The following is a 15,487-nucleotide window of genomic DNA, read 5'->3' on the forward strand; positions in this document are numbered from 1 at the left end:
GCATTACGATTTATTAATTTTAGGATGACAAAATCTGATAATCCTGATTTTAGTTTTTGTAGTAAGGAAAAATATTAACTTCAATTCATCAAATAAATCATAGTTCTGAAATAATCTTTAAAGCCATTTTATCGTTGAAAAATAAACAACAAACCTTAATTCCTCATGCGTTCATCTAAACTAATCTTAGCCGCAATTTCAGTTTTAGCAATTGCTCAATCTTGTACACATCAAAAAGGCTATTTTACGGTTGTAACTCAAAATCATTCCGTAAAATCATCAATTAAGCCTAAAATCAACTCTACTTCAGAATCTATTGTGGTTTTATCAGAAACGCCAAAAATTGAAAATGTAGAGCCAACTTTGGTCGCTTCAAATTCAGAAATTATTGCTTTAGAAAATGCCGTAAAAAACACCAAATACGAGAATGAAGTGAAGCAATTTTTGACCAAAGTAGCACAACCGAGTGACGAAGTAAAAGCCAATACGAAAGTCGTAAAAATGAATTTCGCTCAGAAAATCATTTTAAAGAAAATACAGAAAAAAATGGCTAATACTGCCAAGCCTTCTGGTTTTAGTGATTTGAGTCCATTCTTGAAAATTGGTTTAATTTTGTTAGGAATCGGTATCGTTTTGGCTATTTTGGGATTATTAAATTTTGTAGCTGGACTTGCAGCCTTTATTGGCTTAGTTTTTACAATTTTAGGGCTAATTGGCTCTGTTTAGTTCCTTAAAATAGCCATTCTTCATATTTTCGTTGGCTAATCGGAGATTTTTCTTCAATTTTAAGCCTCACGCCCAACTATTCAAACTGTCAATGTCCGTTTTCGATAAAATAAAGTCCATATTTAAGTTGCCTTTGGCAGATAAAAATAAAAACGTCGCAGAGCCGTCGGTAGAAGTATTGCCTGCCACTGAAGTTATCCGTGAAGATACAGAAGTGGTAGAATTTGTAAATTTACCTTCCTCGCAAGTACAAACGGCAGATTTCCGAGAACCTGATTGGCTCATCAATCAAGATATTTTACGAGATGAAGGCGTTATTTTTGGACTTTCAGGTTCAAATCCCGACGAAAAAATCTCTATCATCAAGCATTATTTCGCCCAACAAACGGCTGAAACTGACCGTGTTATTGAGCAAAAAGAGGAAAAAATCGGCGAACTGAATTATTGGGTAAACGAAAAAGAAAGTTTGGTAAAAGAATTGGAACAAAAGATTCAAGACCTTAAAAGTCAGGAATTTACCGAACAGCATCACTTACCAAGAACAACCGTTGGTTTACTGTTAGCGTGTGGAATTGCGGTTGGGAATTATTTTTTGATTGAAGAATCTTTGCGTGGACAATTTCAGCAAAGTCAATTAATTGCCGCAGGGGTTTTTATGGCAGGGATGTTTAACCTTTTCGGTAGAATTTCATTCCTACACGATGACGTAAAAGAAAGCACGTGGAAACGAATCTTGGAAGAAGTTGGAATGCCTTTAGCTTCTGCATTTTTTGTTTTTGCACAGATTTATGCTACGCAATCACCTATGAAATCAGTAGCTTTATTTGGCTTCATTTTCTTTTTATTCATGTTTTCGGGTAAATTATTGTTGGGAAATTTAACGGTTTTGAAAGATGATTTAACTATTTTCCAAAAGAGAAATCAATTACAAAAAGACAAAGTAAAAAAAGTGGCTGATTGGGAAACAGAAATAGAAAAACATAAAACAGAAATAGAAAAACATCGTCAAGAAAAACAAGATGTTTTACCAGAATTAACCAAATTAAGCACCCAAAATTCCAAGATAAAAGCCCAAAGAGATATGCTCATCAAGGTTTTTGAAAGTGAGTATCTTTTGGCACAACAGTACCGTAATCGTTTGAGTGGCAAGCAAATGAAAGAGATTTTGGGCGGAGAGGAAATGTAACACAGGTTTTAACCTGTAAATAATTCAGTCGCTTGCCTCGCCCACAATGGAATTGGAGTGACCAGTATTATTAGGCTTCCAGCCGTTTTGACTATACTACGGCTTGAAGCCGAAGAAAGGTCGTCACTCCAATTCCATTGTGGGCGAGGTAAGCGACTAATTTTTGGGCAGTTGACCAGTAGGTCAGGTTTCTAACCTGACGTAATTTTTTCCATCGTAGCTATTTGAACTTTATTGACAGGTTGAAAACCTATCTTACAATATAAAATGAACGAAAATAAAGAACAATCACACACTGAAAACTACGATTTTCAACACGGCTATCATAGCGGTTTGGAATCAGTTGATAAAAATACTTACGAAGGTTATTTATCGTCGCAGGTGAATTTTGAATGGCTGACTCGACAATTAGTTGAAAAACGTCAGGAACTTTCGGACTTAAATAAAGTTATTGACCACGTAAAAGTGCGTTTTAAGGAGGCTTACGATGCTCTTCAAGACCGTATTTTGAAAGTTAATTTAGCGGGTAAAAATAAGGAACGTACCGAAACTTTATTGACTGAAAATCAGGAATCTATTCGTCATTTTTCAGAAAAGAGAACTTCTGTTGCTCATAAATATTCCCTTTTTGCGGGACTAATTTACTTGTTGGCGGGTATTTCTTTCGTGGCAGGGGATTTAATTATTTCGCACGAAATTGTAGCGTATGCCCTCAATATTCGCAATAATTTTGAAGCATGGGCTTTTGCTATTGGTTTGGCGATGGTTTCTGTATTATTAAAACCCGCTTACGAGCGTTTGATAGAATCTCCTTACACAGATAATAATTCGGTAAAAAGTAAGCGTATTTATGCGTGGTTCAAGGGCGTAACGGTGGTTTTTGCGATAGCAACTTTGTTTATTTTGGGTTGGTTTAGGTACGAAGCTTTCAAAACTGATAAAATGAAAGAAGGCGTAAATAAATCTATCAAGCAACTTCAAAATCAAGCTTTTGACCCATTAAATCCTTCTGCTGCTCCATCGCCTGAACTAACTCAGCAGATTGATGCAAAAATGAAAACCTTTGATATTCTGAACGAAAAATTGGTAAATAGTCCTTGGGCATTGGCATCGTTTGTTTTATCAGGAATTTTGTTTGCTTTGGCGGGAGCAATTTGTTTGGGAATTGCTTTTCCAGTTTTGCAGTGTTATTGGCAAAGATGGTTGCAAATTGACCCTAAACTGAAACGTTTACGCAAAGAACAAAGAAGTTTAACGACCGATTTACAAGGTTTTGAAGTAGAATTGTCGGAGCAAATTGTTCAGAAAAATATTTTAGAAAACGACTTGAAATTATTGCCAAGTTTAGAAAACTTAGAAAGTCAAAAGCAGAGTTTACAAGAAGAAATTAAAAGTATAGAAAACGAAACTCGCTTAGCCGAAACCGATGCCAGAATTGGTGCTTATAACGATGGCTTTGGCAAAGGCTCAATGGTTAGAGAAGTCATAAATGACGACGAAGTGAATCAATTTGTAAGAGAAAACTACTTCGATACCAGCACGTTAGCGAGTAAAGCCAAAGCTGCGTCGGGTGGAAATGCTATTTTCTCAAAACGTCCAACTCTTCGACCACATCAGCAATTGAGGAAATTGATTTCTGAGGATTTTTCGGATGGAGAATAAATAAAAACGGCTCGTTCCTGATTGGAGCGAGCCGTTTTTATTTATTCAATTCTATTAATAAGCCTTAGCAAAAATCACTCTACGGCTTGAAGGATTTCCTGTCAATACGCATTTGCCCTCTTCTTCTTCCGCATCCAACGTAATACAACGAATGGTGGCTTTAGTTAATTCTTTGATTTTTTCTTCTGTTTCTGGCGAACCGTCCCAGTGAGCAGAAATAAAGCCTAATTCGTCGCTTTCTATAATTTTCAAAAACTCGTCCCAAGTATCAACTTTGAAAAGGTGATTTGCTCTGAAATCCAACGCTCTTTGATAAATATTCGCTTGAATATCTTCTAATAAATTCGTTACCGTTTCCACAACGCTATCAATCTGATAAGTTGCTTTTACTTTGGTATCTCTGCGGGCAATTTCAACTGTTCCGTTAGCTAAATCTCTCGCTCCAATTGCCAAGCGTACAGGTACACCTTTCAATTCGTATTCTGCAAATTTAAAGCCTGGAGATTGTTTATCTGAATTATCAAATTTCACCGAAACGCCTTGTTTTTTCAATGTCGCAACGATTGGTGCAACTGCTTCTGAAATCTGAGCTAATTGCTCTTCTCCTTTAAAAATAGGTACAATTACTACTTGAATAGGGGCTAATTTTGGCGGTAGAACCAACCCTTCATCATCTGAGTGAGCCATGATTAATGCTCCCATCAAACGAGTTGAAACGCCCCAAGATGTTCCCCAAACATAATCTTGTTTGTTTTCTTTGCTAACAAATTTCACGTCGAATGCTTTAGCAAAATTTTGTCCCAAAAAGTGAGATGTTCCCGCTTGTAAAGCACGTCCGTCTTGCATCATTGCCTCAATACAGTAGGTTTCGTCTGCTCCTGCAAAACGCTCATTAGCCGTTTTCTTACCTCTCAAAACAGGAACAGCCATAAACTGCTCAGCAAAAGTGGCGTAAACTTCCAACATTTGTTCTGTTTCAAAAATAGCCTCCTCACGAGTTGCGTGTGCGGTGTGTCCTTCTTGCCACAGAAATTCAGCGGTACGCAAGAATAAACGAGTACGCATTTCCCAACGCACAACGTTTGCCCATTGATTGATTAACAAAGGCAAATCACGGTATGACTGAATCCAGTTTTTGTAGGTACTCCAAATGATAGCTTCCGACGTTGGACGCACTACCAATTCTTCTTCCAATTTTGCTTCTGGGTCAACCATCAATTTCCCTGGTTTATTAGGGTCATTCTTTAGGCGATAGTGCGTTACTACGGCACATTCTTTGGCGAAACCTTCGGCGTTTTTCTCCTCTGCTTCAAATAAACTTTTAGGTACGAAAAGTGGGAAATAGGCGTTTGTATGCCCAGTTTCTTTAAACATATCGTCTAAAGCACGTTGCATTTTTTCCCAGATAGAATAGCCATACGGCTTGATAACCATGCAACCACGCACGGCAGAATTTTCAGCTAAATCAGCTCGCTTCACGAGTTCGTTGTACCACTCAGAATAATTTTCGCTACGTTTTGGTAGGCTTTTGCTCATTTTGTACTAAAGTTTTAGTGATTTGGTTTTAGGTAAATTTCTAAAGCTAAGTTCACTATTTATAAATAATTTATTATTTCGATTTTATAAGTTATAAGGAATTAGGGTTTAGTTGAATTGCCAACTAAGTTGTACATATTAGTCACGATTTACGATTAAAAACTAAGCGGAATTATAAACTTTGAGTCAAAAAAACTGAAATTAACCGCTGACGAGGTGAAAACCGTCGTCAGGGGCATCAACCTAAACCATGACGACGGTTTTTCACCTCGTCAGCGGTTCTCTGCGACATAATCTTTATAATTCCGATACTAAATTCGTAATTAAATCAATCGTAATTCTACTTTTAGTTTAAGACTATTAAAAATACTGCCATTCTAAACTCTAATCATATTTTAAGCCATCATTTTATGTAAATACATTTTCTTAAAATATATTCGTTAAATAAATAGGGGATGAAGTGTGTTTGGTTGTCTTAAATCTAACAATCAGAAGTTTATTTTAAGTAGTTCATTTTGAGATATTTAAACGTTAATGAATATTCTCTATGTACTATATAAACTTTCCAAGAAATAATTTTGTTAATGATGTGTTAAACATCTTGCAAAGATAAGTTTTTGTAGTAAGTTTGACACGAAATTATCAATTTGAAAATGCGTTAATTTGAAAATTTATAGATTCGTCAGGCTTTCAAATATTTTAATTGAGTAATTTCCCAAAATTCAAATACCTAAAATCATGAACATTACACAATCCATCAAACTCTTTTCAGTCGCAGCATTGATGAGCGTTGTTTGGGGATGTAGTTCCTCAAAGCAAGTAGCAAAGTCTTCAACCTCTGAGGTTTACGATGATATGTATGCTTCTGCAAACGAAGCACGTCCTGCTACTTTAACCAGCCGTGAACGTTATTACCAAGCTCAAGAGGAGGAGTATTTAAACCGTAATCCTGAGTATAGAGGACAAAATCATAACAATGACCAAAACGCTCAGGGTACAGACGAGTATTATTCACAGAATTGGATAAATTCTCGTGGGTATTACCAGAATCAAACGCCTTACAGCAATGGTTATAGTGATTTCAACAACGGATTTAATTCTCCATTCAACAATTACGGTTTCAATAATTGGTACGGAAACCCTGGTATTTCATTTGGAATGGGTTTTGGAGGATATTATAACAACCCTTGGAATACATTTGGTGTTTATAACCCCTATAATGCCTTCGGAAATGGAATGTACGATAGTTGGGGATATTCGGGATATAGACCATGGGGATACAGCAATGGTTTCTCTTTAGGTTGGGGTTCTTATGCTTATAATCCTTTTGGCAATATTTATAGCCCTTACGGATATGGGTACAATAACTATTATGACCCTTGGAATTATGGCAGAGGTTACGGAAATACCTATGTGTATAATTATGGTTCTGGTGTGACAGGTGCTAATGGAAATTATAGCAACCCTGTACCACGTACACCACGCCAGAGAGATACTTATTCATCATCCGCTTATAACGGAGATTATAACGCTAATCGTAGCGGAAATACTTCTCCTCGTGGTAATAGAAACGATGCAGGTTATACAACAGGCAATACAAGTGGTAATGGCAATAATGATTATTATTCTCGTCCGAGACGTGATAATGGTTATTCAAGTGGAACAACTGCTGGAAATTCCTCGAATGCCAATACTCGTTCTAATAGTTCTTGGAACTGGTCAAATAATAATTCAAATAGTAACTCATCTTCAGGGACAAATCGTAGTACAACGACTACATCAAGTCCATCATGGGGAGGTTCATCGAGTAGTAGTAGCTCAAGTGGAGGTTCGTCGGGTTCATCTGGTGGTGGCGGAGGTGGTAGTTCAAGAGGTCCACGTTAATATTAACATAAAATATACCCCTCAAAATAGCAAATTGAGGGGTATATTTCGTTTAAAGGTAAGGGGAGATAAATATTTAGTTGTCTTCATTATATAAAACTCTTATCCTTCCACAAATCTTAAATCCATTAAATACATGAAAATTTCATTTGGCTTTTTTGCATTTATATTAACATTTGCTTCGCTTCAGGTTGTCGCACAAGATAATAGTTATGAAGCCTTAGCAAAAATGTTTTCACAATCTGCTCCTACGGGAACAGCTCGTTTTCAAGCAATTGGTGGTAGTCATTCAGCTTTAGGGGCAGATATAAGTTCAGCGGCGGGTAATCCAGCAGGATTGGGCTTTTATACACGTTCAGAATTTAGTTTTACACCTGGTTATCAAAGTGCCAGTAATAGTTCAATTTATGCGATTGAGCCAAGTCGTACTACGAATTCAAACGTAAATAATTTTAATATTGCCAATATCGGCGTTGTTTTTGGTGGAGCTGAACCTCAATATCGTGAAGGTTGGAGAGGGTCATTTTCTATTTCATACTCACGCCAAAATACTTTGTATAATAACCTTAGTTTTGCAGGCAATGGGGCGGGTAGTTCTATCACAGATAGTTATGCAGAGGCTTTGAATAGACAAGTTACTTATGATGCTGTTTATAACCCAAATCCACTTACCCCGTCAGATTTGTTGTATGCTCTCAATAATAATGCTCCCAATAATTTTGGAGGAACTTCAAGTATGAATTATTGGGGATATTTAGTAACGGCTACCAATAATACTGCAAACCCTTTTGTAGGTGCAGAACCCAACGCAAAAGTAAATCAGAGTTTTAATTTCCAATCAACTGGACGTGTAAGCCAATGGACGCTTGCTTATGGAGGGACTTCAGACGAGAAATTTTATATTGGTGGTAGCTTAGGAATTCCAAGTTATCATTACGAAACGGTAAAAAATTACACGGAAAATTTTCAATCTTACCAAGAAATTAAAGGTTTTACAGATTCTCGTTTGCTGACATCAAGTGGAACAGGGATTAATTTGACCGTTGGAACTATCTATAAACCAAATGATATGATTCGCTTTGGGTTATCGGTGGTTACGCCAACTTGGTATGATGTAGATGAAACAAGTTCTTCAGCAAAAGTTATCAATGTAGATGAAACAAAAGGAATTGATTTAGGGACAAATCCAGACCAAAATATTTTAAATAAATTGGTAAGTATTGGATACAAAGTCGCTCAGAGAAACAACGTTTATTATATTACGAGCATTCCGAGACTTTCAACGGTGACTTATGAAGATAACTATCAACTTCGTACACCATTTAAAGCTAATGGAGGTGTTGCTTTATTCTTCAAGAAAAAAGGATTTGTTTCTGCTGATATTGAATATGTAGCATACAAAGGAATGAATGTAAGTACGGCCAATCCAGATTCGGAGATTATAGGAGATTTAGAAAATTCGGCTGCCAATATAAAATTGTTTTATAATAATGTATTGAATGTAAAGGTAGGAGGAGAGTATCGTGTAGGAAATGTTAGCTTGAGAGGCGGTTTCAATTATATGCCAACACCGTACAGTACAAATTTTGATAATAGCAAAAGCATTGACCGTTCTCAGAAAATCTATTCAGCAGGACTTGGTTATAGAACCAATGAATTTTATATTGACGTTACTGGTATGTACGGAACAACGCAACAATCATTTACGCCATATTCATTAGCAAATTCTGGTGATTATGCTTCTGCAAAAATTGATAATAGCTACGTAAAAGGCTTAGTAAGTTTCGGAATATTCTTTTAGGATAATTATAGCCTTGACCATTTTGACGACCTCCGAATTTTTGGAGGTCGTTTTGTTTGTATCAAGTCGAAAAAAAGGTAAATTCGTTGTAACACGAAATTCAAGTTTGTAAAATATAGAATAGACGATGAACAAACGCTTACTTTCACTTGATGTTTTTCGGGGTATGACAGTCGCCCTGATGATTTTGGTAAATAATGCAGGAGATTGGGGACATATCTATCTCCCACTCGAACACGCTGAGTGGAATGGTTGTACGCCCACCGATTTAGTTTTTCCCTTCTTTTTGTTTATTGTAGGCGTTTCTATTTCTTATGCTTTTCAAGGGAAAGTAGCTGATAAAGAGACGATTATTAAATTAATTATTCGTTCTTTAAAACTATTTGGCTTAGGGCTATTTCTGTCTCTCTTTCCCAAATTTGATTTTTCAATTGTGCGTATTCCAGGAGTGCTTCAACGCATTGCGATGGTATTTTTTATTTGTTCTCTTATTTATTTGACTACCAAAAATCGGACTCAACAAATAGTATTTGTTGCCATTCTGATTATCTATTGGGTATTGATGACTTTTGTTCCAGTTCCCGATTATGGAGTTGCTAATCTACAACCCGAATATAATTTAGGAGCGTATTTAGACAGATTAATCATGGGAATTCCTCACCTTTATAAAAATGGAAAAACTTGGGATCCAGAAGGTTTATTGAGTACCTTACCTGCTATTTCAACGGGACTTTCGGGTGTTTTGACGGGGACTTGGTTACAAAGAAAAGATAAAGAAGTTGGAGATAAATTGACCGTTTTATATTTGTCAGGTTGTGTGTTTATGCTTTTGGGTTGGACTTGGGACGTAGCAGGTTTTCCCATCAACAAAGCACTCTGGACAAGTTCTTATGTACTGTGGACTTCTGGATTGGCATTGTGCTTTTTAGCCAGTTTTTATTGGCTTATTGATGTAAAAGGCTATCAAAAATGGACGAAACCTTTTGTGGTTTATGGTGTAAATGCCATTACGGTTTTCTTTTTATCAGGATTAATTCCAAGAGTTTTGTGGATGATAAAAGTTAAGTTGGCTAATGGTGATGAAATGAATTCGGAGAGATGGATGTACAAAACGCTTATTGCTCCAATGTTTGAAAACCCATATAATGCCTCAGTCGCAGGTGCTTTGACTGTTGTTTTTATTTGGCTCGGAATTTTGTGGATAATGTATGAGAAGAAAATAATTGTAAAAGTGTAAGCTGAGGAGGAATGTAGAAATGAGTAATAGGAAAAGGGAGAAATGAAGATAGGATTACCCTTTCTCCATTCCTCTTTCCTTTTATTAAAGAACGACTACTGAGTTTTCGTCAGATGAAACGCCACTTGGTACATATTTATCTGCCGCTTCGTCGTTCATCCAATTATCGTTATCAACTAAATAACGAAATGCAAATTCTCTGCCTTTTTCTAATTCTACCGAAGCCTTAAAAGTACCATCTTTTTGTTTTTTCAAAGCTGTCGGATTCCATTCGTTAAAATCTCCTACTACGCTTACTGATTTTGCTCCGTTTACTGTATCTGCCGAAACTGCAAAAGTTACTTTACATACAGGTTTACTTTTTGAATACGTTTTGCTAATTGCCATGAGTGTAATGAGTTTTAAGATTAATATTTTGTTAATAAATAAATTCTATCATAATTGTAATATAGTGCAAATATTCAAAAAATATTTTCATACTAACCTAATTATCAAATAATTAATTTTTTAAAATATTGGAATATTTATATATTTTAAATTAAAAAGTAAATATTTTATTTGGGAGGAAATCTAAAAATACAATTAAGGGAATAAATAGCGTTTTTTTCATAAATCAGTCATCAAAACATCTTTATATTCATTATTAATCTTTATTTTTAAGAGTGGATAATCATGTTTATCCACCAACATTAATTATAATACGGCAATCATTTTTTACTCATAAGCCTTACCTTTGTACATTATCTCTATCATTTCCTACAACAAATATCCATGAAAAATACCTTCTTTTTAATATTCGCTCTTTCATCTTTTACGGCATATACCCAGCAAAAGCATTTAACAGTTTACACAGAAGATTCTGACATCAGACACCAAATTTATGTGGGCTCATCGTTTCCATTAAGGGTTCAAGCAGGGTACGAATTTCAGTACAAAAGATTACAGATTGGAGTGTTTGCAGGTTTCACGCCAAAAAAATACCAGAATTTTGTGATTGAATTTTTGAGGAGTATTCAAAGTTCGTACAGAGATGAATTAACTTATATAAAAGTTATGGCTGATCCTAAATTTCAGTATGGAGGAGAATTAAAATTTAATATTGGTAGGAATATTTCAATTGGCGGAACTGCACAAACTTTTAATGGAACAATTACGGATACTCCCAAAAAAATGGTAGAAGGAATTTTGCCAGAAGAAGCAGTAAACATTGCTTTATTGGCAGACTATTCTGCCGAAGCAAAAAATGCCTATGAAAATAAACAAGTTGAAGCAGTTATGAATACCATCATGGCAGGCCCAACGATTGAAAAAACATTTTGGTTGAATGCCAACGAAACGATTTTTATTAAAGCCAAAGTAGCTTATTGGTTTTTGGTAAAGCGTGAATACGACTTGAATACAACAGATTTTTCAACACTTGAACAATTAGGAGTAGAGACGTTTAAACCACGTTTTGTGAATAAATTAGAAAAGATTTCTACTCAACTCCAAGCTCCAAGTTTTGGTTTAGAGTTAGGTATTTCATTTTAATCATTGAACGGATTTGACAATCCGTTCAATGATTCTTTTTTTTATAAATCTCCCAATTGAGGACGAATTAAAATTTCTTCTAAAACTGTTGTACTTGGCAAACAATGAGCCGTCCAAACAATTTGGGCAATATCATCAGAAGCGATGAAACGTTCGGCTGGTAATTCTACACCTGCCCAAGAGTCTGTTAACGTTGCTCCTGGCAAAATACTCGTCACCCGTACATGATGCGGTTTCAACTCTTCTCGTAAAACTTTACTCATTCCTAACAAGGCAAATTTTGAGATACAATAAGAACCTCCGTTGGTATAAGCTGTAATACTTGCCGTTGAACAAATGTTAAAAATGTGTCCTTCTTTTTTGGTAATCATGTCGCCAACCAAGGCTCTTGTGAGGTAATAAGCACTGTATAAATTAGTCTCAATCATGGCTTCAAGTGTACCTTCGGCTTCATTATTAATTTCACCTGGAAGAAAGAAACCTGTATTGTTTACCAATATATCTACTTGATTTACAGTTTGTTTGACGAAATCAGCAAAGGCTAAAACGTCATCTTTCTTGGATAAGTCAGCTTTGAAAAAATGTACATTTTCTGGGAAGTTATCATCTTCTGTTCTTGCACAAGTCAATACGGTAAAGCCTTCTTTGGCAAATTTTTCCACAATGGCTCTGCCAATACCTTTTGTGCCACCTGTTACAACTATCGTTTTGTTCATTATCTTTGCTTTTATTGAACCGTAAAGTTAAAGATAAAAAGTAATACAGACTTTAGTCTGTCATTGTAAACAGACTAAAGTCTGTATTGCAGTATCAACTTCTAAAACTAAAAAGATGTCAAGATTAGGTAAATATTTAATTTTTCTGGGAAAACTCTTCACAAATAGAGAAAAGTTTAGGGTTTATTTTGCCTTAGTATTTGATGAAGCCGTTCAGATTGGTATCGGCTCGTTATTGATTGTTGCTATCGTTTCATTTTTCTTGGGGGCAGTTACGTGCGTGCAAACGGCAGCAAACTTGGATAATCCATTTGTTCCGCATTATATCATTAGTCTTATCGTAAGAGATTCAACCATTTTGGAATTTGCTCCGACCATTACAGGGATTGTTTTGGCGGGAAAAGTGGGTTCAAATATTGCAGGAGAATTGGGAACAATGCGAATTACTGAACAAATCGATGCTTTGGAAGTAATGGGAATTAATTCAACATCATACTTGGTTTTGCCTAAAATTATTGCGGCAGTTATGGTGTTCCCGATGTTGGTAACGTTAGCGGCTTTCCTTTCTATTTGGGGTGGATATTTGGCAGGTTGGATGACAGGAGCGATTTCTCCACAAGAGTATATTCAAGGTATTCAGTTTGAATTTAAGGCTTTTAATGTGCCTTTTGCTTTGATTAAAGCGGTTGTTTTTGCCTTTTTAATTGTATCAATTTCTGCTTATCAAGGATATTTTACCAGCGGAGGAGCTTTGGAGGTTGGTCAAGCAAGTACAGCAGCGGTAACAAACAGTTGTATTGCCGTTTTGATTGCTGATTATTTATTGGCACAATTGCTGATAACTACGTAAGGCAAATGGTTCAACTTCCCGAAAGTTTTTTAACTTTCGGGAAGTTTCAACGTGGAATATTTTACCCCAAAAACGAAATTAGTTTAATCGTTTCCATTGCCTCTTTCACATCGTGAACACGCAAAATATTTGCTCCTTTCATCAAAGCAACGGTATTCAAAACGGTTGAGCCATTTAAAGAATCATTCGGTGAAATATCCAATTTTCTCCAAATCATCGACTTCCTCGAAACGCCTACCAACATCGGACAATCCAACAATCTGAAATCTTCCAAATGTTTCAGTAAAACATAATTTTGGTCGGCTGTTTTAGCAAAACCAAAGCCCAAATCAATGATAATATCTTTTTGTCCTAATTGGCGTAATTGGTAAACCTTCTTCTGCAAATCGTCCAAAACATCCGTTACCAAATCGTCATAATTGGTCATTTGAGTCATGGTTTCAATCGTTCCTCTCATGTGCATTAGCACGTAAGGCACGCCCAAGCTGGCAACGGTTTCAAACATTTTATCGTCCAATATTCCGCCCGAAACATCATTAATTATCACTGCACCCGCTTCTACGCATTTTTTGGCAACCGACGAACGAAAAGTATCAATCGAAATCAAGGCTTCTGGGAATTTTTGTATGATAGCTTCCACAACGGGTAGCACTCGGTTTAATTCCTCTTCTTCACTTACAGGACTTGCTCCAGGGCGAGTAGAATGTCCACCAATATCCAAAAAAGTAGCTCCTTCCGAAAGCATTTTTTCGGCTCTATCCAATACTTTCGACAAATCAGTAAAGCGATTCCCTTTGTAAAAAGAATCGGGCGTAATATTCAAAATCCCCATGATGCGGGGTTGTGAGAGGTCGAGGAGGTTTTGTTTTAGGTTGATTAGCATTTGTTATTTATTAAGTCCTGAGTGTTGGATATTACGCAAGTAAAATTAGTCAATTTGAAGTATTTAGACTTGAAACAGATTTTAAATTTGAAATCTTGATGCGATAAAACTATTTTTGTTATTACTTTCAACTTTACTAAAACAAATTAACTAATTATAAAATGGGACTTTTAAACGCATTAATGGGAAATTCTTCGGAAGTTTCGCCAGATAAAATTTTACACGAATTTGAGCCAATCTTGATTGAAGGCGAAGTTATCGTAAAGTCTTTCAAACTTATCCGTGATATGTTTGTGTTTACGAACAAACGCCTGATATTAGTTGACAAACAGGGAGTTACGGGTTCAAAAACTGATTTTATGACAATTCCTTATAAATCAGTTAATTATTTCTCAAAACGCTCTGCCAGCTTGCTCGACCTTGATGCTGAAATCTTGATTTGGGTGAAAGGCTCAGAAACTCCTATTCAAAAAGACTTCCGCAAAGGTGAAAATATCAATGATGTTTATAAAACCTTGAGTAGCTTTGTACTTGCTTAATTAGGTATGAGTTATGAGTTATTGGTTATGGTTATGACGTGTCACTGCACCTTATAACCATAACCAATAACTCATAATTCATATCTACTACCTAAAATCATGACCCAAACAGAAACAGAATACAGACAAATTATTTCCATTTGTAAATCACTATTTCAGAAGAAAAATAAGGATTACGGCACTTCTTGGCGTATTTTACGTTTGCCAAGTTTGACAGACCAAATATTTATTAAAGCTCAACGCATTCGTTCAATTCAAGAAAAAGGTGTTCAAAAAATTGAAGATGGTATTGAAGGCGAATTCATTGGTATTATTAATTATTGTGTCATTGCCTTAATTCAGAAAAAGTTAGAAAACTCAGATAAAACGGAGTTTTCGGAACAAGAACTGAGTGATTTGTACGATGAACAAGTGGAAGAAACGTTAAATCTGCAAAAAGATAAAAACCATGATTATGGCGAAGCTTGGCGTGATATGCGAATCAGTTCGATGACGGATTTAATTTTGATGAAGATTTTTAGAACCAAGCAAATCGAAGATAATCAAGGAGTTACGTTGGTTTCGGAAGGTGTTGAGGCGAATTATCAAGATATGATGAATTATGCCGTTTTTTGTATGATTAAGATGAAATTGTAAAACGATTTTCCAAAATCGTTGAAGTGTTCCACGATTCTCCAGAATCGTTATTTGTAAATGCACGATTTTGGAGAATGGTGGTACAAATGCACGATTTTGGAAAATCGTGGTACAAATGCACGATTTTGGAGAATCGTAGTACAAATGCACGATTTTGGAGAATGGTGGTACAAATGCACGATTTTGGAAAATCGTGGTACATGCCTGTTTAACTTTTCATTAACAGCACGTTCAATTTTTAAGCACTAATTTAGTAAAATTTATAAAACTATCCCCTCCGATGCGGAATCATCGGGCTAAA

Annotated in this window: 15 protein-coding genes; 11 read left to right on the forward strand and 4 right to left on the reverse strand. The window is 35.8% G+C overall.

The genetic code is table 11. The features are described from left to right. Positions 1 to 165: 165 nt before the first annotated feature. The 3 genes from VB796_RS14475 to VB796_RS14485 all read left to right on the forward strand — a co-directional run bounded on the left by VB796_RS14475 (position 166) and on the right by VB796_RS14485 (position 3,574). Positions 166 to 726 carry a hypothetical protein gene (locus tag VB796_RS14475; protein ID WP_323347278.1) on the forward strand — a complete coding sequence of 187 codons (561 nt, stop codon included), beginning with the start codon at positions 166 to 168 and terminating at the stop codon, positions 724 to 726. A 91-nt stretch (positions 727 to 817) separates the two neighbouring features. Further along, positions 818 to 1,912 (forward strand): hypothetical protein, encoded by a 1,095-nt coding sequence (locus VB796_RS14480; RefSeq protein ID WP_323347279.1) that lies wholly within the window; start codon positions 818 to 820, stop codon positions 1,910 to 1,912. 267 nt (positions 1,913 to 2,179) lie between these two features. Further along, on the forward strand, positions 2,180 to 3,574 hold the full coding sequence (locus VB796_RS14485) for a hypothetical protein (protein ID WP_323347280.1): 1,395 nt from the start codon (positions 2,180 to 2,182) through the stop codon (positions 3,572 to 3,574). Between the two features lie 54 nt (positions 3,575 to 3,628). Here VB796_RS14485 and proS read toward each other — a convergent pair whose 3' ends face one another. Further along, positions 3,629 to 5,110 (reverse strand): proline--tRNA ligase, encoded by a 1,482-nt coding sequence (proS, locus tag VB796_RS14490; RefSeq protein WP_323347281.1) that lies wholly within the window; start codon positions 5,108 to 5,110, stop codon positions 3,629 to 3,631. A 738-nt stretch (positions 5,111 to 5,848) separates the two neighbouring features. Here proS and VB796_RS14495 point away from each other — a divergent pair. From VB796_RS14495 to VB796_RS14505, 3 genes are all read left to right on the forward strand, one after another. Then, positions 5,849 to 6,994 carry a hypothetical protein gene (locus VB796_RS14495; RefSeq protein WP_323347282.1) on the forward strand — a complete coding sequence of 382 codons (1,146 nt, stop codon included), beginning with the start codon at positions 5,849 to 5,851 and terminating at the stop codon, positions 6,992 to 6,994. Positions 6,995 to 7,130: 136 nt separating this feature from the next. Then, positions 7,131 to 8,795, forward strand: coding sequence for a hypothetical protein (locus VB796_RS14500; RefSeq protein ID WP_323347283.1), 1,665 nt, complete (start codon positions 7,131 to 7,133; stop codon positions 8,793 to 8,795). 127 nt (positions 8,796 to 8,922) lie between these two features. Next, entirely contained in the window at positions 8,923 to 10,032 is a 1,110-nt protein-coding gene (locus VB796_RS14505) for an acyltransferase family protein (protein WP_323347284.1), read from the forward strand. An 84-nt stretch (positions 10,033 to 10,116) separates the two neighbouring features. Here the strand turns inward: VB796_RS14505 and VB796_RS14510 are convergent, their stop codons facing one another. Further along, positions 10,117 to 10,419 (reverse strand): isoamylase early set domain-containing protein, encoded by a 303-nt coding sequence (locus VB796_RS14510; protein WP_323347285.1) that lies wholly within the window; start codon positions 10,417 to 10,419, stop codon positions 10,117 to 10,119. A gap of 384 nt (positions 10,420 to 10,803) precedes the next feature. Between VB796_RS14510 and VB796_RS14515 the strand changes: the two genes are divergently transcribed. After that, positions 10,804 to 11,562 (forward strand): hypothetical protein, encoded by a 759-nt coding sequence (locus tag VB796_RS14515; RefSeq protein WP_323347286.1) that lies wholly within the window; start codon positions 10,804 to 10,806, stop codon positions 11,560 to 11,562. Between the two features lie 41 nt (positions 11,563 to 11,603). Here the strand turns inward: VB796_RS14515 and VB796_RS14520 are convergent, their stop codons facing one another. Continuing rightward, positions 11,604 to 12,278, reverse strand: coding sequence for an SDR family oxidoreductase (locus VB796_RS14520; RefSeq protein ID WP_323347287.1), 675 nt, complete (start codon positions 12,276 to 12,278; stop codon positions 11,604 to 11,606). Between the two features lie 115 nt (positions 12,279 to 12,393). Between VB796_RS14520 and VB796_RS14525 the strand changes: the two genes are divergently transcribed. After that, positions 12,394 to 13,128: an ABC transporter permease gene (locus VB796_RS14525; protein ID WP_323347288.1), complete on the forward strand. Its 735-nt coding sequence runs from the start codon at positions 12,394 to 12,396 to the stop codon at positions 13,126 to 13,128. A 61-nt stretch (positions 13,129 to 13,189) separates the two neighbouring features. Here the strand turns inward: VB796_RS14525 and folP are convergent, their stop codons facing one another. Beyond that, the gene (folP, locus tag VB796_RS14530) at positions 13,190 to 14,011 is read right to left on the reverse strand and encodes a dihydropteroate synthase (RefSeq protein ID WP_323347289.1); all 822 of its coding nucleotides are present in this window, start codon (positions 14,009 to 14,011) and stop codon (positions 13,190 to 13,192) included. 161 nt (positions 14,012 to 14,172) lie between these two features. Here folP and VB796_RS14535 point away from each other — a divergent pair, with 161 nt between their 5' ends. The 3 genes from VB796_RS14535 (at position 14,173) to VB796_RS14545 (ending at position 15,398) form a co-directional block, all read left to right on the forward strand. Beyond that, a complete protein-coding gene (locus VB796_RS14535) occupies positions 14,173 to 14,550 on the forward strand; it encodes a PH domain-containing protein (protein WP_323347290.1) in 378 nt (125 codons plus the stop codon). Between the two features lie 96 nt (positions 14,551 to 14,646). Further along, the gene (locus VB796_RS14540; protein WP_323347389.1) at positions 14,647 to 15,186 is read left to right on the forward strand and encodes a DUF1599 domain-containing protein; all 540 of its coding nucleotides are present in this window, start codon (positions 14,647 to 14,649) and stop codon (positions 15,184 to 15,186) included. A gap of 23 nt (positions 15,187 to 15,209) precedes the next feature. Then, on the forward strand, positions 15,210 to 15,398 hold the full coding sequence (locus tag VB796_RS14545) for a hypothetical protein (protein ID WP_323347291.1): 189 nt from the start codon (positions 15,210 to 15,212) through the stop codon (positions 15,396 to 15,398). The last annotated feature ends 89 nt before the right edge of the window (positions 15,399 to 15,487 follow it).

This window comes from Arcicella sp. LKC2W, from assembly GCF_034931005.1.
In the GTDB taxonomy this organism is placed as follows: Bacteria; Bacteroidota; Bacteroidia; order Cytophagales; family Spirosomataceae; genus Arcicella.

Bases quoted from the DNA above. Each gene is read 5' to 3' on its own strand.
- VB796_RS14475 (WP_323347278.1), top strand. From the start codon at position 166: ATGCGTTCATCTAAACTAATCTTAGCCGCAATTTCAGTTTTAGCAATT.
- VB796_RS14480 (WP_323347279.1), top strand. From the start codon at position 818: ATGTCCGTTTTCGATAAAATAAAGTCCATATTTAAGTTGCCTTTGGCA.
- VB796_RS14485 (WP_323347280.1), top strand. From the start codon at position 2,180: ATGAACGAAAATAAAGAACAATCACACACTGAAAACTACGATTTTCAA.
- proS (WP_323347281.1), bottom strand. From the start codon at position 5,110: ATGAGCAAAAGCCTACCAAAACGTAGCGAAAATTATTCTGAGTGGTAC.
- VB796_RS14495 (WP_323347282.1), top strand. From the start codon at position 5,849: ATGAACATTACACAATCCATCAAACTCTTTTCAGTCGCAGCATTGATG.
- VB796_RS14500 (WP_323347283.1), top strand. From the start codon at position 7,131: ATGAAAATTTCATTTGGCTTTTTTGCATTTATATTAACATTTGCTTCG.
- VB796_RS14505 (WP_323347284.1), top strand. From the start codon at position 8,923: ATGAACAAACGCTTACTTTCACTTGATGTTTTTCGGGGTATGACAGTC.
- VB796_RS14510 (WP_323347285.1), bottom strand. From the start codon at position 10,419: ATGGCAATTAGCAAAACGTATTCAAAAAGTAAACCTGTATGTAAAGTA.
- VB796_RS14515 (WP_323347286.1), top strand. From the start codon at position 10,804: ATGAAAAATACCTTCTTTTTAATATTCGCTCTTTCATCTTTTACGGCA.
- VB796_RS14520 (WP_323347287.1), bottom strand. From the start codon at position 12,278: ATGAACAAAACGATAGTTGTAACAGGTGGCACAAAAGGTATTGGCAGA.
- VB796_RS14525 (WP_323347288.1), top strand. From the start codon at position 12,394: ATGTCAAGATTAGGTAAATATTTAATTTTTCTGGGAAAACTCTTCACA.
- folP (WP_323347289.1), bottom strand. From the start codon at position 14,011: ATGCTAATCAACCTAAAACAAAACCTCCTCGACCTCTCACAACCCCGC.
- VB796_RS14535 (WP_323347290.1), top strand. From the start codon at position 14,173: ATGGGACTTTTAAACGCATTAATGGGAAATTCTTCGGAAGTTTCGCCA.